Annotated in this window: 14 protein-coding genes; 6 read left to right on the top strand and 8 right to left on the bottom strand. The window is 65.6% G+C overall.

The genetic code is table 11. The features are described from left to right. Positions 1–95 precede the first annotated feature (95 nt). The 6 genes from IVA79_RS28775 to IVA79_RS28750 all read left to right on the top strand — a co-directional run bounded on the left by IVA79_RS28775 (position 96) and on the right by IVA79_RS28750 (position 6,589). Positions 96–971, top strand: coding sequence for a folate-binding protein YgfZ (locus tag IVA79_RS28775; protein ID WP_247559376.1), 876 nt, complete (start codon positions 96–98; stop codon positions 969–971). Further along, on the top strand, positions 968–1,594 hold the full coding sequence (locus tag IVA79_RS28770) for a DNA-3-methyladenine glycosylase I (RefSeq protein ID WP_247559373.1): 627 nt from the start codon (positions 968–970) through the stop codon (positions 1,592–1,594). Before IVA79_RS28775 ends, IVA79_RS28770 begins: the two co-directional genes overlap by 4 nt. Continuing rightward, entirely contained in the window at positions 1,591–2,205 is a 615-nt protein-coding gene (locus IVA79_RS28765; protein ID WP_247559371.1) for an HD family hydrolase, read from the top strand. Before IVA79_RS28770 ends, IVA79_RS28765 begins: the two co-directional genes overlap by 4 nt. Positions 2,206–2,347: 142 nt before the next feature. After that, the gene (locus tag IVA79_RS28760; protein WP_247559369.1) at positions 2,348–2,854 is read left to right on the top strand and encodes a protein tyrosine phosphatase; all 507 of its coding nucleotides are present in this window, start codon (positions 2,348–2,350) and stop codon (positions 2,852–2,854) included. 19 nt (positions 2,855–2,873) lie between these two features. Further along, on the top strand, positions 2,874–3,842 hold the full coding sequence (locus IVA79_RS28755; RefSeq protein ID WP_247559367.1) for an NAD regulator: 969 nt from the start codon (positions 2,874–2,876) through the stop codon (positions 3,840–3,842). Positions 3,843–3,886: 44 nt separating this feature from the next. Beyond that, complete coding sequence (locus IVA79_RS28750) at positions 3,887–6,589, top strand: DUF2339 domain-containing protein (protein ID WP_247559365.1); 2,703 nt, start codon at positions 3,887–3,889, stop codon at positions 6,587–6,589. Positions 6,590–6,592: 3 nt separating this feature from the next. Here the strand turns inward: IVA79_RS28750 and IVA79_RS28745 are convergent, their stop codons facing one another. The 8 genes from IVA79_RS28745 to IVA79_RS28710 all read right to left on the bottom strand — a co-directional run bounded on the left by IVA79_RS28745 (position 6,593) and on the right by IVA79_RS28710 (position 18,404). Continuing rightward, entirely contained in the window at positions 6,593–8,281 is a 1,689-nt protein-coding gene (locus IVA79_RS28745) for a methyl-accepting chemotaxis protein (protein WP_247559363.1), read from the bottom strand. A gap of 288 nt (positions 8,282–8,569) precedes the next feature. Further along, positions 8,570–10,540, bottom strand: a complete 1,971-nt coding sequence (locus tag IVA79_RS28740; RefSeq protein ID WP_247559361.1) for a methyl-accepting chemotaxis protein — start codon at positions 10,538–10,540, stop codon at positions 8,570–8,572. A gap of 139 nt (positions 10,541–10,679) precedes the next feature. Further along, on the bottom strand, positions 10,680–12,836 hold the full coding sequence (locus IVA79_RS28735; RefSeq protein ID WP_247559359.1) for a methyl-accepting chemotaxis protein: 2,157 nt from the start codon (positions 12,834–12,836) through the stop codon (positions 10,680–10,682). A gap of 344 nt (positions 12,837–13,180) precedes the next feature. After that, positions 13,181–14,887 carry a methyl-accepting chemotaxis protein gene (locus IVA79_RS28730; RefSeq protein ID WP_247559357.1) on the bottom strand — a complete coding sequence of 569 codons (1,707 nt, stop codon included), beginning with the start codon at positions 14,885–14,887 and terminating at the stop codon, positions 13,181–13,183. A gap of 103 nt (positions 14,888–14,990) precedes the next feature. Next, entirely contained in the window at positions 14,991–15,242 is a 252-nt protein-coding gene (locus IVA79_RS28725; RefSeq protein WP_247559355.1) for a hypothetical protein, read from the bottom strand. Positions 15,243–15,406: 164 nt separating this feature from the next. After that, complete coding sequence (locus IVA79_RS28720) at positions 15,407–16,006, bottom strand: hypothetical protein (RefSeq protein ID WP_247559353.1); 600 nt, start codon at positions 16,004–16,006, stop codon at positions 15,407–15,409. 113 nt (positions 16,007–16,119) lie between these two features. Beyond that, on the bottom strand, positions 16,120–17,106 hold the full coding sequence (locus IVA79_RS28715) for an MDR family oxidoreductase (RefSeq protein ID WP_247559351.1): 987 nt from the start codon (positions 17,104–17,106) through the stop codon (positions 16,120–16,122). A gap of 41 nt (positions 17,107–17,147) precedes the next feature. After that, on the bottom strand, positions 17,148–18,404 hold the full coding sequence (locus IVA79_RS28710; protein ID WP_247559349.1) for an MFS transporter: 1,257 nt from the start codon (positions 18,402–18,404) through the stop codon (positions 17,148–17,150). Between the last annotated feature and the right edge of the window lie 299 nt (positions 18,405–18,703).

The following is an 18,703-nucleotide window of genomic DNA, read 5'->3' as shown; positions in this document are numbered from 1 at the left end:
AGGCCCCTCTCATCCCCAAGCGCAGGGCTCGAGGTCTTGTCGTTTATGCCTCGCGGGCTTACGTTCCGGAGCAACATGTCGCAAGAGATTTTCGTATGAAATCAGCGTTTCTTCCCGACCGGGGCGTGATCAAGGTCGCGGGCGAGGATGCGCGCAACTTCCTCAACGGCCTTGTCACGACCGACGTCGACAGGCTGAAACCGGGGCTGGGGCGATTCGGCGCGCTGCTGACGCCGCAGGGCAAGATCATCGTGGATTTCCTGATCACGGAGGTGCCCGCAGGCCATGGCGGCGGGTTCCTGATCGACTGCCCGAAGGCGCTGGCAGACAGCCTCGCCACCAAGCTGAAATTCTACAAGCTGCGCGCCAAGGTCACCGTGGAGAACCTCGATCTCGGCGTGCTCGCGGCCTGGGACGGCCAGCCCGCGGCGCAGCCGGACCTCGCCTTTACCGACCCGCGCAACGAAGGCCTCGGCGTTCGCATCCTGATCCCCGAAAATCTCAAGCAGAAGCTGTCCGACCTCATCGGGGCCGAACTGGTCGATGCGAGCGAATACGAGGCGCACCGCATCGCGCTCGGCGTGCCGCGCGGCGGGTTCGATTTCATGTACAGCGACGCATTCCCGCACGAGACCAACATGGACCGCCTTGCCGGCGTCGATTTCGACAAGGGTTGCTATGTCGGCCAGGAGGTCGTCTCGCGCATGCAGCATCGCGGCACCGCGCGCACACGCAGCGTCAAGGTGCTGCTCGATGGCCCCTCGCCCGAGGCCGGCGCGACCATTCTCGCCGGCGACAAGCCGGTCGGCACCATCGGCTCGACGTCCGGCGGCAAGGGCATTGCCTTGGTGCGCATCGACCGTGTCGCAGACGCGCTCGACGCCGGCCAGCCGCTCACGGCCGGAGGACTGGCTTTGACGCTCGCTGAACCAGACGTCGTTCGCATTCCAGCCAAGCAGCCCACCACATGAGCCGCGCTCCCCGCCTGCATCCCGACGGAAAGACGCGCTGCCCCTGGCCTGGTGAAGATCCGCTCTATGTCGCCTATCACGACACCGAATGGGGCGTGCCTGAATATGACGACCGTGCGCTGTACGAAAAGCTGATCCTCGACGGCTTTCAGGCCGGGCTGTCCTGGATCACGATTTTGCGCAAGCGCGATAATTTCCGCAAAGCCTTCGACGATTTCCAGCCGGAAAAGATCGCGCGCTACAACGACAAGAAGGTTCACGCGCTGATGAACGATGCCGGCATCGTGCGCAACAAGGCCAAGATCGACGGCGCGATCATGAGCGCGAAGTCCTATCTCGACATCATGGAGAGGGGACCGGGCTTCTCGAAGCTGCTGTGGGACTTCATGGACGGACGCCCCAAGGTCAACCAGTTCAAGACCACCGCGAGCGTGCCGGCCTCGACACCATTATCGGTGCAAATCTCGAAAGAGCTGTCCTCGCGCGGCTTCAAATTCGTCGGCCCGACCATCGTCTATGCCTTCATGCAGGCGACCGGCATGGTCAACGACCATCTCGTCGACTGCCATTGTCACGCGATCTGCGGCAAGACGCAGCGCAAGCCGCGCCTCAAGGCAAAATGACCGCGAAGAAGACCGCGCGCGATGCGCAGTCCCGGGCCTGGCAGCGCATGCTGTCGGGCCGGCGGCTCGATTTGCTCGATCCCTCCCCGCTCGACGTCGAGATCGCCGACATCGCGCACGGCCTCGCCCGCGTCGCGCGCTGGAACGGGCAGACGACAGGCGCGCATATCTTCTCGGTCGCGCAGCATACGTTGCTGGTTGAGACCGTGCTGCGGCACGAGATGCCGCGCGTCGACCGGCGCATGCGGCTCGCTGCGCTGCTGCACGATGCGCCCGAATATGTGATCGGCGACATGATCTCGCCGTTCAAGGCCGTGCTCGACGGCCATTACAAGGCGGTGGAGAAGCGCCTGCTCGGCGCGATCCACATCCGCTTCGGCCTGCCGCCGGAGCTGCCTGAGGAGATCACGTCGGCCATCAAGGCCGCCGATCGCGGCGCGGCCTATCTGGAGGCGACCGTGCTCGCCGGCTTCAGCGAGACCGAGGCCAAGCGCCTGTTCGGCAAGGATCCCGGCCTTCCCGACAGCGCCCGGCGCGACTACCTGACGCCCTGGACCGCGGCACGGGCCGAGAAACAGTTTTTGGAACGGTTCGCCGCCGTGTTTGCGTAGGTCTCGTAGGGGGGAAAGGCGCTCTTGCGCCGTGCCCACCAAAGGAGGCGACGTGCACGCGGTGCGAAATGGTGGGCACGGCGCGATGCGCCTTTGCCCACCCTACGAGGGCTGGCTATAATCGCCGGCAAAAAGGTCCGCCATGATCCACGTCTGTTCCCTCGCCGCGCTTCCCGAAACCGTCCGCCTCACCGGAGCCAGCCATGTGCTGACGGTGATGGCCAATGTCGAGCAGGTGGCACGTCCGGTGTCGGTGCTGCCGGCCAACCATCTCAAAGTGTCGATGGACGACATCACCGAGGAGATGGACGGTTTCGTCGCACCGTCCGAGACGCATATCGATCAGGTGCTGAACTTCGTGCGCGGCTGGGACCGCAGCGCGCCGCTGGTGGTCCATTGCTATGCCGGCATCAGCCGCTCCACCGCGAGCGCGTTTGCGGCGGTCTGCGCGCTCAATCCAGATCGCGACGAGCTCGAGATCGCCAGGAAGATCCGCGCAGCCTCGCCGATCGCCTCGCCGAACCGGCGCATCGTCGGCCTTGCCGACCGTGCGCTCGGGCGCAACGGCCGCATGCTGCGCGCGCTCGACGAGATCGGCCCGGGCGCGATGATGGTCGAGGGCCGCCCCTTCGTGATCGAGCTCGAATGACACGTCCGACCATCCCCGCATGAGCGACAAGCTCCTGACGCCGATCGAGATCGGCCTGACCGCGGCGATCGTCGCGATCGCGGGTCATGAGCCGCTGATCCTGACCGCGCGTGGCAGCGACGGGCTTGCCGGCCTGCCGTTCGGCCCGTTCGATGCGCTCGCGCACCGCACCTTCGAGATCGGGCTGCGCGCCTGGGTCGAGGAACAGGCGGGCTTGCGGCTCGGCTATGTCGAGCAGCTCTACACCTTTGGCGATCGCGGCCGCCATGCCGAGGCCGGCGACACCGGGGCGCACATGGTGTCGATCGGCTATCTCGCACTGACACGCGCGGTGGACGGCGAGCTTGCAGCAAACGCGGCGAGCTTTTCGCCATGGTATCGCTTCTTCCCCTGGGAAGACTGGCGTGAGGAGCCGCCCGCGATCATCGCCCGCGACATCATTCCTGCGCTGACCGAGTGGGCCGCGGAGGAGACGCCGGAGACGACGCGCGCACTGCCGCGTAGGGATCGCGTGCGATTCTACTTTGGCCTCGACGGGGCAGCCTGGGACGAAGAGCGCGTGCTCGACCGCTACGAGCTGCTGTACGAGGCCGGGCTGGTCGAGGAAGCGCGGCGCGACGGCCGCCCTGCGGCATTAACGCGCAAGACGCTTCCCCCGCTCGGGACCTCGATGCGGTTCGACCACCGACGGATTCTCGCCACGGCGATCGCGCGGCTGCGTGCAAAACTGAAGTATCGTCCTGTGGTCTTTGAACTTTTGCCCGCTGAATTCACACTTACCGAACTGCAGCACACGGTCGAGGCGATTTCCGGCCGGCACCTGCACAAGCAGAATTTCCGCCGCCTGGTCGAAATGGAAGCCCTGGTCGAACCGACCGGGGTCATGTCGACACAGACGGGCGGACGGCCGGCGGCGCTCTACCGCTTCCGCCGCGACGTGCTCCAGGAGCGGCCCGCACCAGGCTTGCGCGTACGCTCCCGGCGCTAGACAAGGATTTCATGATCGGCGCCCGTCGATCGCCTGGAGGCTCCATGTTCGACGGCCCATTTGACGTCTTTGCGTGGCTCATTGCGATCGCCGCGTTCCTCATTGCGATCAAGGCCTCCAACCAGGCCGCCGAGCTGCGCCGCCGGCTCAGCGCGCTCGAAGAGAAGTTTTACGCGCAGCGGCAGGTGCAGCCGCCACCGCTGATGCCCACGCAGGTGCAAACTGAAGCGCCTTCGACAGCTTCCGCAGAGCCGCCGCCGCTTGCGCCGGAAGCCGAGCCGGCCCCGCCGCCCGTTACCGCAGATGCTCCACCCCCGCCGCCTGAGGCGGTCCCTGAGGCCGCAGCACCGCCTCCGCTGCCCGCGCCTGCCCCCGGCTTCGAGGAGCAGCTCGGCACCCGCTGGGTGGTGTGGATCGGCGGCCTTGCGCTCGCGCTCGGCGGCTTCTTCATGGTGCGCTATTCGATCGAGGCCGGCCTGCTCGGCCCCGGCGTGCGCGTGTTCCTGGGCGGTCTGTTCGCAGCAGCGCTGCTTGGGGCCGGCGAGTGGTCGCGGCGCAAGGAAAGCATTTCCAACATCCAGGCGCTGCCGATCGCCAACATTCCCGCGATCCTCACTGCGGCCGGTACGGCGGTGGCGTTCGCGACCATCTATGCCGCCTATGCGCTCTACGGCTTCCTCGTGCCCGCCACCGCCTTCGTGCTGCTCGGCATCGTCGCGATGTGCACGCTCGCCGCCGCGCTGCTGCACGGACCCGCGCTCGCCGGCCTCGGCGTGGTCGGCGCCTTCGTGACGCCGGTTCTGGTCTCCAGCGGCAAGCCGGACTATTGGGCGCTCTATGTCTACCTCGCGGTCGTCACCGCCGCGAGCTTCGGCCTCGCCCGCATCCGGCTGTGGCGCTGGCTTGCGGTCACGACGATCGCCTTCGCCGTGCTGTGGATCTTCCCGGGTCTGGACACCGAAGACTTGCAGGTCGCCCCGCACGCCTTCCATGTCATGGCGGGCTTCGTGCTGGCTGCCCTCCTCGTCGTCTGCGACTTCATGTTCGGCCCGACGATCGAAGATGGCAAGATCGAGCCGGTGTCATCGAGCTCGCTCGGTGCCTATCTGTTCGGCGCGATGCTGATCGTGCTGTCGAGCGCGCATGCCGATCTTGCGCTGATCGCGTTTGCGCTGCTGGTCGCAGGCACGCTGTTCGTCGCCTGGCGCGCGCCGGCAGCCACCGGCGCGGTCGGTGCAGCCGCGGCGACCGCCGTCATCGTGTTCGCCGAATGGGCGGTGCGCGCCAATCCTGATATGCTGGTGTTGCCGGGCGGCCCGATGTCCGGCATCGGACCGACCGCGATTGACAGCTCGGTGACGCTGCATCTGGTGACGGCCGCGCTCTTCGCCGCCGGCTTCGGCGTCGCGGGCTTCCTCGCCCAGGGCCGTTCGAACTCGGCGATCATCCCGGTGGTGTGGTCGGCAACGGCGGTCGCAACGCCGATCGCGATCCTGGTTGCGCTCTACGCGCGCATCGCCCATCTCGACCGCTCGATCCCGTTTGCGATCCTCGCCGTGCTGCTCGCCGCGGCTTTCGGCGCCGCGACCGAGGCGCTCACGCGCCGCGAGACCCGACCGGGCACCATGATCTCCACCGCCTTGTTCGCGACCGGCACGCTCGGTGCGCTGGCGCTGGCGCTGACCTTCGCGCTGGAGAAGGGCTGGCTGACGATCGCACTGGCGCTGATGTCGCTCGGCACCGCCTGGATCTCGCTGCAGCGGCCGATCCCGTTCCTGCGCTGGCTCGCCGCCATTTTCGCCGGGCTCGTCACTGCGCGTATCGCCTATGACCCGCTGATCGTCGGCGATGCCGTCGGCACCACGCCGATCTTCAATTGGCTGCTGTGGGGCTACGGCCTGCCGGCGGCATCGTTCTGGGGCGCGAGCATCTTCCTGCGCCGCCGCGCCGACGATCCGCCGCTGCGCATGGTCGAGACCGCCGCGATTCTGTTCACCGCGCTGCTCGCCTTCATGGAGATCCGGCACTTTGCGACCGGCGGCCGCATGACCGCTGCCCCCTCGCTGCTCGAATTCGCGCTGCAAGTCTGCATCACGCTCGCGATGGCGATCGGGCTGGAGCGCTTGCGGCTGCGCAGCCACAGCATCGTGCACAATGTCGGCGCGGTCGTGCTCACGGCGATCGCCGGGTTCATCAGCGTGTTCGGTCTCCTGGTCCTGGAGAATCCATTGCTGTTCTCCGGCGTCAATGTCGGCGGCCTCGTCTTCAACCTGCTGTTGCTCGGCTACGCTCTGCCGGCAGTGCTGATGCTGCTATTGTCCTATGCGGTGGCGGGGCATCGCGCCGTCGCCTACGCCAACACGATCGCAGGCGGCGCGCTGGTGTTCGCGCTCGCTTACGTGACGCTGGAGATCCGCCGCTTCTATCACGGCCCGGTGCTGCTTTACGGCGGCACCACGGGGGCGGAGCAATACACCTATTCGATCGGCTGGCTCGGCTTCGGCGTGGTGCTGCTCGGCGTCGGCATCCTCGTCAACTCGGAGCGGGCGCGTCTGGCGTCGGCCGCCGTCATCGCGCTGACGATCCTCAAGGCCTTCGTCATCGACATGTCGACGCTGACAGGCGTCTACCGGGCGCTGTCGTTCATGTGCCTCGGCGTCGTGCTGGTGGCGATCGGCTGGCTCTACCAGCGCATCCTGTTCCGACGGCAGGTCGCCCCGCCGCCGGCGCCGCAGACGGGCACATAAGCGTCAGGCCGCGCGGACCGACTCCAGGAACTGCGCGACCTCGACCTTCAGACGGGTGCTGTCGGTCGCCAGCGATTTCGCGGCCGAGAGCACCTCGCCCGAGGCCGAGCCAGTGTCGATCGCGCCGCGCTGCACGTCGGTGATGTTGGACGAGACTTCCTGCGTTCCGAGCGCGGCCTGCTGGACGTTGCGCGAAATCTCCTGCGTCGCGGCGCCCTGCTCCTCGACAGCGGCGGCGATGGCCGAGGACACCTCGGACAAGCGCTCGATGGTGCCGCCAATCTCCTGGATAGCGGTGACGGATTCCTGCGTCGCGGCCTGGATGCCCGAAACCTGCGCCCCGATCTCGCCGGTCGCCTTCGCGGTCTGCTCGGCCAGTGCCTTGACCTCGGAGGCGACGACGGCAAAGCCGCGGCCGGCCTCGCCGGCGCGCGCAGCTTCGATGGTCGCATTCAGCGCCAACAGGTTGGTCTGGCCCGCGATGGTGTTGATGAGCTCGACGACGTCGCCGATGCGGGAGGCCGCCTGCGACAGCGCGTTGACGCGGTCGTTGGTCCGCGCCGCCTGCTCGACGGCTTCCGCAGCCATCCGCGCCGAATCCTGCACGCGGCGGCTGATTTCGGTGATGGAGGACGACAGCTCCTCCGAGGCCGACGCCACCGCCTGGACGTTGGTGGAGGCTTCCTCGGACGCGGCCGCAACAACGGTCGCGAGTTGCTGGCCACGCTGCGCCGTGCCACTCAGCGTGGCCGCGGAAGCCTCGAGCTCGGTCGAGGCCGAGGACACCGTCTCGACGACCTCGCCGATCATGGCCTCGAAATTGCGCGTGATGGCGTCGACGCGGCGGCCGCGTTCGATCTTGGCCTCGGCGTCACGCGCGGCCGCCTCGTCGGCGGCCCTCTTGGCGATCAGCGCCTCCTTGAAGATCTGGAGCGCATCCGCCATCGAGCCGATCTCGGTCTTCTCGCCGCGATGCGGCACATCGGCCGAAAGGTCGCCTTCGCCGAGCGACTGCATCGGACGGATGATCGAGGCTATGCCGCGAGACACGTCGCGCACGAGATAATAGGCGGCGCCGATCGCGATCACGACGGAGAGCACGATGATGCCGACCAGCACGCGGAAGATCGTGGCGTAGCTGTCGGCCGCCTGCTTCGTCTCCAGCTCGGCGCCCTGGTTATTGAGCTCGATGCCCTTCAGGAGCAGGGGATCCGCCGCCTGGGCCATCTTCGCGACCTTGGTCTGCAGCATCTCGTTGGCGTCAGTGGGGAAGCGGCCGACGCTCTTGCGCGACAGTGCCATCACCTCTTGCACGCCGTTCAGATAGTCGGCCCATGCCTTGCTCCATTGCTCGTAGAGCGAGCGCTCTTCGGCGGCCGTGATCAGCGGCTCGTAGACCTTGCGCGTCTTCTCGATGCGCTCGCGCAGCGAGGCGAGGCGCTTCTCGGCGGCTTCCTTGCCCTCGGCGGTCTCCTGCATCAAGTGCAGACGGAGCGCGACACGCAGCTCATTGATGTCGGCGCGCATCGAGCCGAGCGCACGCACGCTCGGCAGCCAGCTCTGCGCAATCTCGACGGTGTGGGCGTTGATGTTCTGCATGGTGCCGATCGCCATCACGCCGACGCCGGCGAGCGAGAGAACGAGAACTGACAACACGGTCAGAAGCTTGAATACGATCGACAACTTCGACATCACACAAACCCCAACGATGCCTTGCAACGCGCACGCCACCTGCGCCACGGTCGTCACGACGGACGACCGTGCGGCGGTCAGTTCAACGGTGCTGGCTGATTCTTATCCGGCAAGATTGCCCTTCATATTCGCAAGCAGGCGTTAACATCGTCCTACGTAAAACTACGGGCGGGGCCCGGCCCGCTTATTTTCCCTGCAATCATTCGTTGCTGCACGCGGCTATCGCCTGCTGTTGCGAGAGCGCGCCGCCTTGACGCGCTGCAACACGTCTCGGGGTGACGACCGCCGCTAGGCCGCCCGCACCGATTCCAGGAAGCGCGCGACCTCGCTCTTGAGCCGGTTGCTTTCCTGCGACAGCGATTGCGCGGCCGAATGCACCTGCGCCGAGGCAGCCCCGGTCTCGCCGGCGCCGCGCTGGACGTCGGCGATGTTCGCCGACACTTCGGAGGTACCTTGCGCCGCGTGCTGGATGTTGCGGGAGATCTCCTGCGTGGCGGCCCCCTGTTCCTCCACCGCAGCGGCGATGGTCGACGAGATCTCCGACATCTTCGCGATGGTGTCGCCGATCTCCTTGATCGCACCGACAGAGTCCTCCGTCGCGGCCTGGATCGCAGCGATGTGCTGACCGATCTCGCCCGTGGCTTTCGCGGTCTGCTCGGCAAGCGCCTTCACTTCGGTCGCGACCACCGCAAAACCCTTGCCGGCTTCGCCCGCCCGCGCCGCCTCGATCGTCGCGTTGAGCGCCAGCAGGTTGGTCTGCGCCGCGATGGTGTTGATCAGCTCGACCACGTCGCCGATGCGCGAGGCGGCCTTCGTCAGCTCGGCGACGCGCGCATTGGTGCGCTGGGCCTGCCCGACTGCGACGTCGGCGACGCGCGCCGATTCCTGCACTTGGCGGCTGATCTCGGAGACCGACGAGGTCATCTCCTCGCTGGCTGCGGAAACCGATTGCACATTGGCGGACGCCTCCTCCGAGGCGGCTGCCACTGCCGTGGCCAGCCCGTTGCCGCGCTCGGCGGCCTGGGTCAGTGTGTTCGACGAGGCCTCGAGCTCGGTGGCCGCCGACGAGACCGTCTCGATGATCTCGCCGACCGCGCCCTCGAACGTATCGGCGAGCCGCTGCATGTCGGCCTTGCGCCGCGCGCGGGCGCGTGCGTCCGCTTCGGCCTGCTCGGTGCGCAGCCGATCGGCCTCCGCCATGTTGCTCCTGAACACCTCGACGGCACCGGCCATCTCGCCGATTTCATCCTTTCGGCCAATGCCGGGGATTGCGACCGACATGTTGCCGGCCGCCAAGCCCGTCATCGATCGAACCATGGCCATCAAGGCTGCCGAGATCGAGCGGCCGGTGAAGAAGGACACGCCCCCGACCAGGAGGATGGAGCATCCAAGCGCGACCCACATCCAGAACTTGATTGATGCGCGCGTCGACTCTTCGGCGGCCTGCGCCGCGACGTAGCGCTGAGTAACGTTCTTGTCGATCTCTTCGAGGACCGGTTCGATCGTCCGGAATTCTTTGGACATTGCCGAGCCGTGCGCGGCCAGGTCCTGCGCGCCGGCTACCCAGGCCGTGAAGTCAGCCTCGTACTTGCCGAGCTTCTTGCCGATATCAGCCTTGGTCGCCGGGGGAATAGTCGATGCCTCGACCTGCTTGGAGAATTCCGCCGCGGTCTTCTTGAGCGCCTCGAGGTATTTCTGGTCCCGGCGCAGCATGAAGTCCTTTTCCTGGCGACGCATCATCAGCATGCCGCTGGTGAGCCTGGGGTCGTCGACCTCCTTGAGCTTGGTCTCGATGTCGTGGACCGCCGAGCGCAACGAGCCGGACAGACCGAGGGTTTCGTTCAATCCGAGCTTGATCTCGGCCTGCTCGACGGCGGCAAATTCACTCACGTATCTTTCGAAGCCGGTGCGGACCAGCGACACCTTCTCGCCAACCGCCGCGTATCCTGCCGCACGCACCGCGCTGCCGAGGCTGTCAAGGTTGCGAATGATATCGGAAGCAAGTTCGGCGTGACGCTTCGCATAGGACTGATCGCGACGAAGCTGGAAATCCTTCTCGGCACGGCGCGCCTCGAGCAACTGCTGGGAGATCCGCTGGTTCAGATCTGACACTCTGCGCGCGCCTTCGGCAGCGTCGCGCGAGGTGTCCTGGGAAAGGCTGCCGATCCCGTAGATCGCGCCGAAGGCGACGAGCCCGATAAGGCCGAACAATCCGATCGCCGTGACCTTGTGGGTAAGGCGAATGGAAGTGCCACGCATGAATATGCTCCAACGATTGAGACGCAATACGCGAAGGGCGACTCAGCGCCCGGAATATTGCAGGCATCATGACTGCGTCGCTTTTCCGGAAGGTTAACCCTGCGGGCGCGGTCGCAACGCCTGCCGAAGCACGCCGCCGTCAGGCGGCGCGCACGGTGCCGAGAAACTTGCTGACCTCGAGCTTGAGGCGGTTGCTGTCGCCGGACAGCATCTGCGCGGCGGACAGCACCTGCGAGGATGCCGAGCCCGTCTCGCTCGCGCCGCGCTGCACGTCGGTGATGTTGGACGACACTTGATGCGTGCCTGCCGCCGCCTGCTGCACGTTGCGGGAGATTTCCTGCGTCGCCGCACCCTGCTCTTCCACGGCGGCTGCGATGGTCGAAGAGGTCTCCGACAGCTTCTCGATGGTGTGGCTGATGTCCTTGATCGCGCCGACCGAATGCTCGGTCGCGCTCTGGATGCTGGCGATCTGCTGCCCGATCTCGCCCGTCGCCTTCGCGGTCTGCTCGGCGAGCGCCTTGACCTCGGAGGCGACCACGGCGAAGCCGCGCCCGGCCTCGCCGGCGCGCGCGGCCTCGATCGTGGCGTTGAGCGCCAAAAGGTTGGTCTGGCCGGCGATGGTATTGATCAATTCGACCACGTCGCCGATGCGCATCGCCGCCTGGGACAATTCGCTGACCCGTTCCGTCGTGGTGCGGGCCTGGTTCACCGCCTCGCTCGCGACGCGCGCGGATTCCTGCACCTGACGGCTGATCTCGGTGATCGAGGACGACAGCTCCTCGGTCGCAGACGCCACCGACTGCACGTTGGTGGATGCCTCCTCGGAGGCGGCAGCCACCACGGTGGTGAGCTGCTGCCCGCGCTCTGCAGTCGAGGTCAGCGTCGATGCCGAGGCCTCCAGCTCGGTCGCAGCCGAGGACACAGTATCGACAATCTCCCCGATGGCGGTTTCGAAGCCGTCGGCGAGCCTATGCATCTCGGCCTTGCGTTGCTCGGCCGCCCGCCTCTCGGCCTCAGCCTGCTCGCCGCGCATGCGTTCCACCTCGATACCATTCCGCTTGAAGACTTCAACGGTGCGCGCCATCTCGCCAACCTCGTCACCTCGGCCGGTGCCGGGCACGTCCGTCGTGAAGTCACCATTGGCAAGACCGCCCATCGCAACCGAAATGGCTGAAAGCGGCTTGAGGATCCGCGAAAAGGTGATCCAGAAGCTGACGCCGGCGAGCACCAGGGAGGCACAGAGCAACACCGCCGTGAAACCGAAATTACGAGTGCTGGTTTCTGCCTGCATCGTGGCTTCGCGATCGGCGGCGGCGCCGATCGCCTCGCCGAGCCTCAGAACCGCGCTGATGCCGGCAGTGGCCCGCGCGAAGTAGTCCGGTCCCGTGATCCGATAGTCTCCACTTTCGGCTCCGGCGAGCGCAGTCGCACGCGTTTCTCCGTAGACGCCAAAATAGGTTCTTTCGACCTCCGTCATCGCTTCGCCGATCTGCACGGGAAGATCCGAGCGCAGCCGTACCGGCACGACCGTGTCCCACGCAAGCTCGACCTTCGCGCGCAGCCCCGACAGGCGTTCGAAGCCCTCCTTGCCGAGCTTTGCATGGGCTCCGACGGCCCCTGCCAGCAAGGCGCGCTCTCTTCCGGCATTCTCGGCCATCTGAGCCGTCAGATGCCGCAGGCCGATGAGTTGAGCCAGCCTTGATACCGGCGGGCTGGTGAGAGTTTCGAGCGTCAAGCGCAAGCGGTTGCTCGCGACCTCGATCACGTCTGTGATCGCGGGAACGAAGCCATCCACCACCTCGGGCGCGCGTTCGGCGCGCGGGCGCGAAAGGCCCGCATCGACCTTCTCGCGCAAGAGACTCAGCGCTTCGAATTTCGCCTTGGCGTCCGCAAGCTGCCTTTGCCCCGCCGCCATTTCGGGAATCGCGCCGATCTCGAGGGCAGCGCTGCGAAAGGCCTCGTCCGCCGTCGCGCGCGCCTTTCCGATTTCGGCACGGCGATCGGAGCCGACGACATCGGGCGACTTCAACGCCGCGTTGGTCAACCCGCGTTCAATTGCCCAATGTCCTGCGCTGCGCAACAGCAGCTGGGCAGCTCCATTGACCTTCAGGAACGCTTCCGACTCTTGCCTCTTGACGATGGCCTCGTAGGCAATGAATCCGGCCGAGGCCAATCCGAGCAGCACCAGCGCAGAGATGATGGTCGGCAAGATCGTGCCGATTCGAACCTCTCCGAGCCGCCTCCATCCGCTGGCGGCCCCCGTTCGGATCAGCTGATTATCACTGAGGCTCAACATGGTACGTTTCCCCCAAAGGAAACACGCAGCCAAGTCCTTGCCAGCTGCATGGACGTTGATCGCCCTTGCCACGAAGCTAGCGCTCAGAGTTCCGCATTTTGGTTAACGACCGGCTTCGGAGTAATACTGAGATTTCAAGCCAAATAGTTGAAGTTGAAGAGCTAATATCGCCAGAAAGTTGTAAATTTCAGCTTGAGGTCGCCACTGCGTTCTCTTGCAGCCGCGCTCTCATCCTGTCTTGCCCGAGACGTTTGCGCGGATCATCGTCACGCGAAAGCGACCCGCGTTAGGCGCGCGGGTCGTCTCGGGATCTGCTCTTGGGCGAGGTGCTTTGAGCGTGGTGCTTAGGCAGCGCGCACGGTGCCGAGAAACTTGCTGACCTCGAGCTTGAGGCGGTTGCTGTCGCCGGACAGCATCTGCGCGGCGGACAGCACCTGCGAGGATGCCGAGCCCGTCTCGCTCGCGCCGCGCTGCACGTCGGTGATGTTGGACGACACTTGATGCGTGCCTGCCGCCGCCTGCTGCACGTTGCGGGAGATTTCCTGCGTCGCCGCACCCTGCTCTTCCACGGCGGCTGCGATGGTCGAAGAGATCTCCGACAGCTTCTCGATGGTGTGGCTGATGTCCTTGATCGCGCCGACCGAATGCTCGGTCGCGCTCTGGATGCTGGCGATCTGCTGCCCGATCTCGCCCGTCGCCTTCGCGGTCTGCTCGGCGAGCGCCTTGACCTCGGAGGCGACCACGGCGAAGCCGCGCCCGGCCTCGCCGGCGCGCGCGGCCTCGATCGTGGCGTTGAGCGCCAAAAGGTTGGTCTGGCCGGCGATGGTATTGATCAATTCGACCACGTCGCCGATGCGCATCGCCGCCTGGGACAATTCGCTGACCCGTTCCGTCGTGGTGCGGGCCTGGCCCACCGCCTCGCTCGCGACGCGCGCGGATTCCTGCACCTGACGGCTGATCTCGGTGATCGAGGACGACAGCTCCTCGGTCGCAGACGCCACCGACTGCACGTTGGTGGACGCTTCCTCGGAGGCCGAGGCGACGACCGTCGCGAGCTGCTGCGCGTGCTCCGCGGTCGAGGTGAGCGTCGTTGCGGATGCCTCCAGCTCGGTGGAGGCCGAGCTTACGGTCTCGATGACCTCGCCTACGGCCGCCTCGAACTGATCGGCGAGGCTCAACATGTCCTGACGCCGCTGCGCGGCGCTGCGCTGCTCTGCCTCTTTCTGCTCGGCTTCCATGCGAATCTTGGCGAGGCCGTTCTCCTTGAATACCTCGGCCGTCTTGGCGACATCGCCGACTTCGTCCTTGCGCTCGCCGCCCCTCACCTCGACCGAATAATTGCCCGCGGCAAGCTCCTGGAGCAGGCCGACAATAGCGCGGATGGGCTTGGCGATGCCGTACTGACCGAGCGCGAAGCCGACCACGCCGCCGACGATGACGCCAATCGCGGCCAGCACGATCAGCAGCCGCGACGTCGTTTCATATTGCTCACGCGCTTCGCGCGCCTTCTCCTCGACGCGCGTGTTCAGGCGGTCGGCCACCGCGCGGATCTTGGCCTGCAGGTTCTCGGCCGCGGCCCTGCTCTTCATCGCGGTGTCGCGCAGCTTGTCGGCACTGTCGCTGAGCTTTGCGGACTTCTCGCCTTCGACGACCGTCAAGGTCGTGTCGAGCTGGCTCTTATAGACGGAGAATGCCTCGCGCACGGCCGGCAACATCGCCTTCGCCTGTTCGTCGAGGGTCCCGGAGACCTGATCGAACCGCTCCTGATATTGCTTGAGCTGCGTATCGATCACTTCGCGCGCGGACAGGCGGTTGTCGTCGCGGGGGTCGAGCGCACTGCGGAACTCGGCACGGTTCAGCGCGATCACGTTCTGGTTGGCGCGGGCGGCCAGCAGGGCCCTTCGCGCGGCGGTCGACATGACGTCGGCCTTGTCGTTGAGATCGGCGAGCGCGGAGACGCCGATATAGGCGATGCTCGCAGAGATCGCGCAAAGCAGCGCTACGATGCCCAGAATCTTCGTCAGGATGCGAAAACGACCAAGGAAATGCATCGGCTTCCCTTTCGAAGTGCCAAACCGGAAAAGCATAAATCGGTGAAGCATCGCTCCAAAGGATTCCCGATGTCTTAAGAAACCGGTCCGTAAAGGCACGGCGTCAATCGCGGTGATTGGGCAGCGGATGGGTCTCTCCAACGAGGCTGATGCGGAAGACGGGCTGCTTGTTTTCGTCGAGCAGCTCCATGCACCACTCGGCATTCGGCTTCAGGCTGCGCGCGATGCCGCCGAGCAGATTGGCGCAGACCTCGGTCATCTCGGTCCAGGCGGCTGCGCGATCCTCGAACTCGTACGGCTGGTCGGCGGCGCCGGAATAGCGGCCGGTGCTGATGCGGAAGAAGTACAGCGACATTGTTGAACCCTTTTATCGGGCCGCGCCCCCCGGCCGTACGCAAACTGGAGCGCGAACAGCTACCAACGCATGAAAGCCGCCGTCCGTATGACTACGGCGCGGCGGCTTCGTGTTCGATGGACGTCTTCAACGACAAAGTGCGCGGGCTGTCCGGCGCGACCGTTTCACTGGGTCGAGCGACGCAGCTCCAGCGGGCCCTCGTTCTTGGCAGGCTCCGACTTGGTATCCGACTTCACCGGCTCGAGGCGGCTGCTCTCGACACGCGGCGTCTCCACGCGCGCGGCGACTTCGGTGTTGGACGGGCCGACCGAACCGGTGTGCTCGGACCTGTGCAGCGAACGCGGCCGCGCCGCGGCGCGCGCCATCAGCATCTGGTTGCCGCCCTGGTGATGGAAGTCGCAATAGGCGAAGCCCATGCCGGACACCGAGCCGCGGAAGCTGCGATCATCGGTCTTTTCGAGGTTGAAACAGGGCTCGAACGGAATGCCCTTGATCGAGGCGCAGACGTTCTGGCCGCGGATCTGGAGCGTGTTGCCGGGCAGGCGGAGATGTTTCACCGGGCCTGCGCCGGAGAACTGCACCGCGCCGGCGGCGCCGAGGTCGTCGAGGATGCGGCCCGCACCGCGGGTGCCGTCGAAACAGGTGAAGGCAAACACTTTGCCCGCCACGAAACGACGCGCCTCATCGGCATTCATGCTTCCGGCAATGGCCGGCGCAAACGTCGCTGCCGCCGTGACAGCCCCCAACACAATACGCGCAAGCATGCTCAACTCCGAACCGACCCCCGCAGCGGGCGATGCCTTATCTCTTTACCCGCTGCTTACCATACTAACCATGGCGACATTGAAGCAGCTTGGTTGGTAAAGTCTGAACGCCGTTAGACAATTTTTACCACGATGCGGCCGCGGACCTGGCCGGCCAGGATTTTCGCACCCCATTGCGGGACTTCGTCGAGCGATATTTCCTGAGTGATTTCAGACAGTTTCGTCCGATCCAGATCGGATGCCAAGCGTTGCCAGGCAGCCTTGCGCGGTTCGATCGGGCACATCACGGAATCGATGCCGAGAAGGCACACCCCGCGCAAAATGAAAGGTGCGACGGACGACGGCAGGTCCATGCCGGCGGCGAGGCCGCAGGCGGCGATGGCCCCGCCGTATTTCGTCATCGACAACAGATTCGCCAGTGTGGTCGAGCCGACGCTGTCGACGCCGCCCGCCCAGCGCTCCTTTGCGATCGGCTTGGCCGGTGCCGACAATTCGTTGCGGTCGATGATCTCGGCCGCTCCCAGGTGTTTCAGATAGTCCGCCTCCGAGGCGCGGCCGGTCGAAGCGATGACGTGGTAGCCGAGCTTCGAAAGCACGGCGGTGGCGACCGAGCCGACGCCGCCGGCAGCACCCGTCACCACCACGGGACCGCTCTTCGGCGACAGACCGTGCTTCTCCAATGCCAGCACCGAAAGCATCGCGGTGAAGCCGGCAGTGCCGATCGCCATGGCATCGCGCGCCGACAGGCCTTGCGGCAAGGCGACCAGCCAATCACCTTTCACCCGCGCCTTCTCGGCATAGGCGCCGAGATGGGTCTCGCCCATGCCCCAACCGGTGCAGACGACCTTGTCGCCGGCCTTCCACTGCGGATGCGAGGATTGCTCGACGGTGCCGGCAAAGTCGATGCCCGCGATCATCGGGAAGCGGCGCACCACCGGCGCCTTGCCGGTGAGCGCAAGGCCGTCCTTGTAGTTCAGCGTCGACCATTCGACGCGGACGGTGACGTCGCCGTCCATCAGCTCGGCGTCGTCGAACTGCGTCAGTGCGGCGGTGGTGCCCTTGTCCGCCTTATCGACCCGGATCGCCTTGAATGTGGCCACGACTGAACTCCCTGACTTGTTTGTCGGGGATGTTTAGCCGATCAGGCAGGCTGCGCAACTGCCCGCTGGACTGGTTTCTCGACGATCGGAAGATTGATCAGCGCCGAGAGCACGCCGAACAGGATCGAGAGCCACCAGATTGGCGTGTAGGAACCGAACTTTTCGAACACAACGCCCCCTAACCAGACGCCCAGGAAGCCGCCGACCTGATGGCTGACGAAGGCGAAGCCGTAGAGCGTTGCAAACCAGCGCGTGCCGAACATCAGCGCCACCAGCGCCGAGGTCGGCGGCACGGTCGACAGCCAGGTCAGGCCGGAGATCGCGCCGAATGCGATCGCCGAAAACGGCGTGATCGGGAACGAGATGAAGGCGAGCGTCGCCAGCGCACGCGTAAAGTAGATGGTCGAGAGGATGTAGCGCTTGGGCAGGGAATTCTGGAGGTAGCCGACGCTCAGCGATCCCACGATATTGAACAGGCCGATCGCCGCGATCACCCAGCCGCCGGTTTGCGCGGAGATGCCGCGATCGACCAGGAAGGCTGGCAGATGCACGGTGACGAAGGCGAGCTGGAATCCGCAGGTGAAGAAGCCGAGCACCAGCAGCACATAGGAGCGGTGGCCGAAGGCTTCGGCAAGCGCCCTCGTAAAGGTCTGATCATCATCCGCCGGCGTCGCGTTCGCGGCATGTGCGACCGGCGGCGTCGAGAGCGCCAGCGACAGCGGGATGATCAGCAACATCAGGAAGCCGAATACGGAAAGCGCCTGCTGCCAGCCGAAATTGTCGATCAAGGCGACGCCGATTGGCGCGAACAGGAATTGCCCGAACGAGCCCGCCGCCGTGCCGGCACCAAGCGCAAGGCCGCGCTTCTCGGCCGGCAGCAGCTTGGTGAACGCCGACAGCACCAGATTGAACGAGCAGCCGGCAAGACCAAAGCCGACCATGACGCCCGCACCGATGTTGAGCGACAACGGCGTCGAGGAATAGCGCATCAACAGCAGGCCGCCGGCATAGAGCAGAGCGCCGACACACATCACCCGGAACAGGCCGAAGCGATCGGCGACGGCGCCGGCGAACGGCTGGCCCAAGCCCCACAACAGGTTCTGCACGGCAATCGCGAGACCAAACACGTCGCGGCCCCAGGAGAATTCGTGGCTCATCGGCTGCACGAAGAAGCCGAGCGCCGATCGCGGACCGAAGCCGAGCATGCCGATCGCACACCCGCAGAGAATGATGACGGCCGGGGTGCGCCAGTTGGAGGAACGTGAGGCCGGAGCAAGTTCGCCCACTGATGTCGACATGGTGTTCCTCGTCTGTCGTTGGCGGACTCGCAAAGCGGCGACCGCGAACATGCCACTTAATGCACTTGCATGAAAATCCCAAGTCAAAAACCATTGCATTCCACGGGGAGCTGCCGCGAAAGCACTGCATTTCGGTGTGGCCTCGCGCCGTCTCAAGCCGGGGTTGACGAAAATGTGTGTGGCAGGATCTGGCGATGCTCGGCACAGCGTGTTATCTTTGATTTGCTCATACTGAGTATATATGACCTCGATGAAGTCCGTACTGGCCCCTCGGCCGGATCCTCTAGGCCCAAGATATA

It is taken from the genome of Bradyrhizobium sp. 138, assembly GCF_023074075.1.
GTDB lineage: Bacteria > Pseudomonadota > Alphaproteobacteria > Rhizobiales > Xanthobacteraceae > Bradyrhizobium.
This window is presented reverse-complemented; position numbering and strand designations above follow the sequence as displayed.

Excerpts from the sequence above, each read along its gene's own strand:
- IVA79_RS28755 (WP_247559367.1), top strand. The coding sequence starts at position 2,874 with ATGAGCGACAAGCTCCTGACGCCGATCGAGATCGGCCTGACCGCGGCG.
- IVA79_RS28750 (WP_247559365.1), top strand. The coding sequence starts at position 3,887 with ATGTTCGACGGCCCATTTGACGTCTTTGCGTGGCTCATTGCGATCGCC.
- IVA79_RS28710 (WP_247559349.1), bottom strand. The coding sequence starts at position 18,404 with ATGTCGACATCAGTGGGCGAACTTGCTCCGGCCTCACGTTCCTCCAAC.
- IVA79_RS28775 (WP_247559376.1), top strand. The coding sequence starts at position 96 with ATGAAATCAGCGTTTCTTCCCGACCGGGGCGTGATCAAGGTCGCGGGC.
- IVA79_RS28725 (WP_247559355.1), bottom strand. The coding sequence starts at position 15,242 with ATGTCGCTGTACTTCTTCCGCATCAGCACCGGCCGCTATTCCGGCGCC.
- IVA79_RS28730 (WP_247559357.1), bottom strand. The coding sequence starts at position 14,887 with ATGCATTTCCTTGGTCGTTTTCGCATCCTGACGAAGATTCTGGGCATC.
- IVA79_RS28765 (WP_247559371.1), top strand. The coding sequence starts at position 1,591 with ATGACCGCGAAGAAGACCGCGCGCGATGCGCAGTCCCGGGCCTGGCAG.
- IVA79_RS28770 (WP_247559373.1), top strand. The coding sequence starts at position 968 with ATGAGCCGCGCTCCCCGCCTGCATCCCGACGGAAAGACGCGCTGCCCC.
- IVA79_RS28720 (WP_247559353.1), bottom strand. The coding sequence starts at position 16,006 with ATGCTTGCGCGTATTGTGTTGGGGGCTGTCACGGCGGCAGCGACGTTT.
- IVA79_RS28735 (WP_247559359.1), bottom strand. The coding sequence starts at position 12,836 with ATGTTGAGCCTCAGTGATAATCAGCTGATCCGAACGGGGGCCGCCAGC.
- IVA79_RS28740 (WP_247559361.1), bottom strand. The coding sequence starts at position 10,540 with ATGCGTGGCACTTCCATTCGCCTTACCCACAAGGTCACGGCGATCGGA.
- IVA79_RS28745 (WP_247559363.1), bottom strand. The coding sequence starts at position 8,281 with ATGTCGAAGTTGTCGATCGTATTCAAGCTTCTGACCGTGTTGTCAGTT.
- IVA79_RS28760 (WP_247559369.1), top strand. The coding sequence starts at position 2,348 with ATGATCCACGTCTGTTCCCTCGCCGCGCTTCCCGAAACCGTCCGCCTC.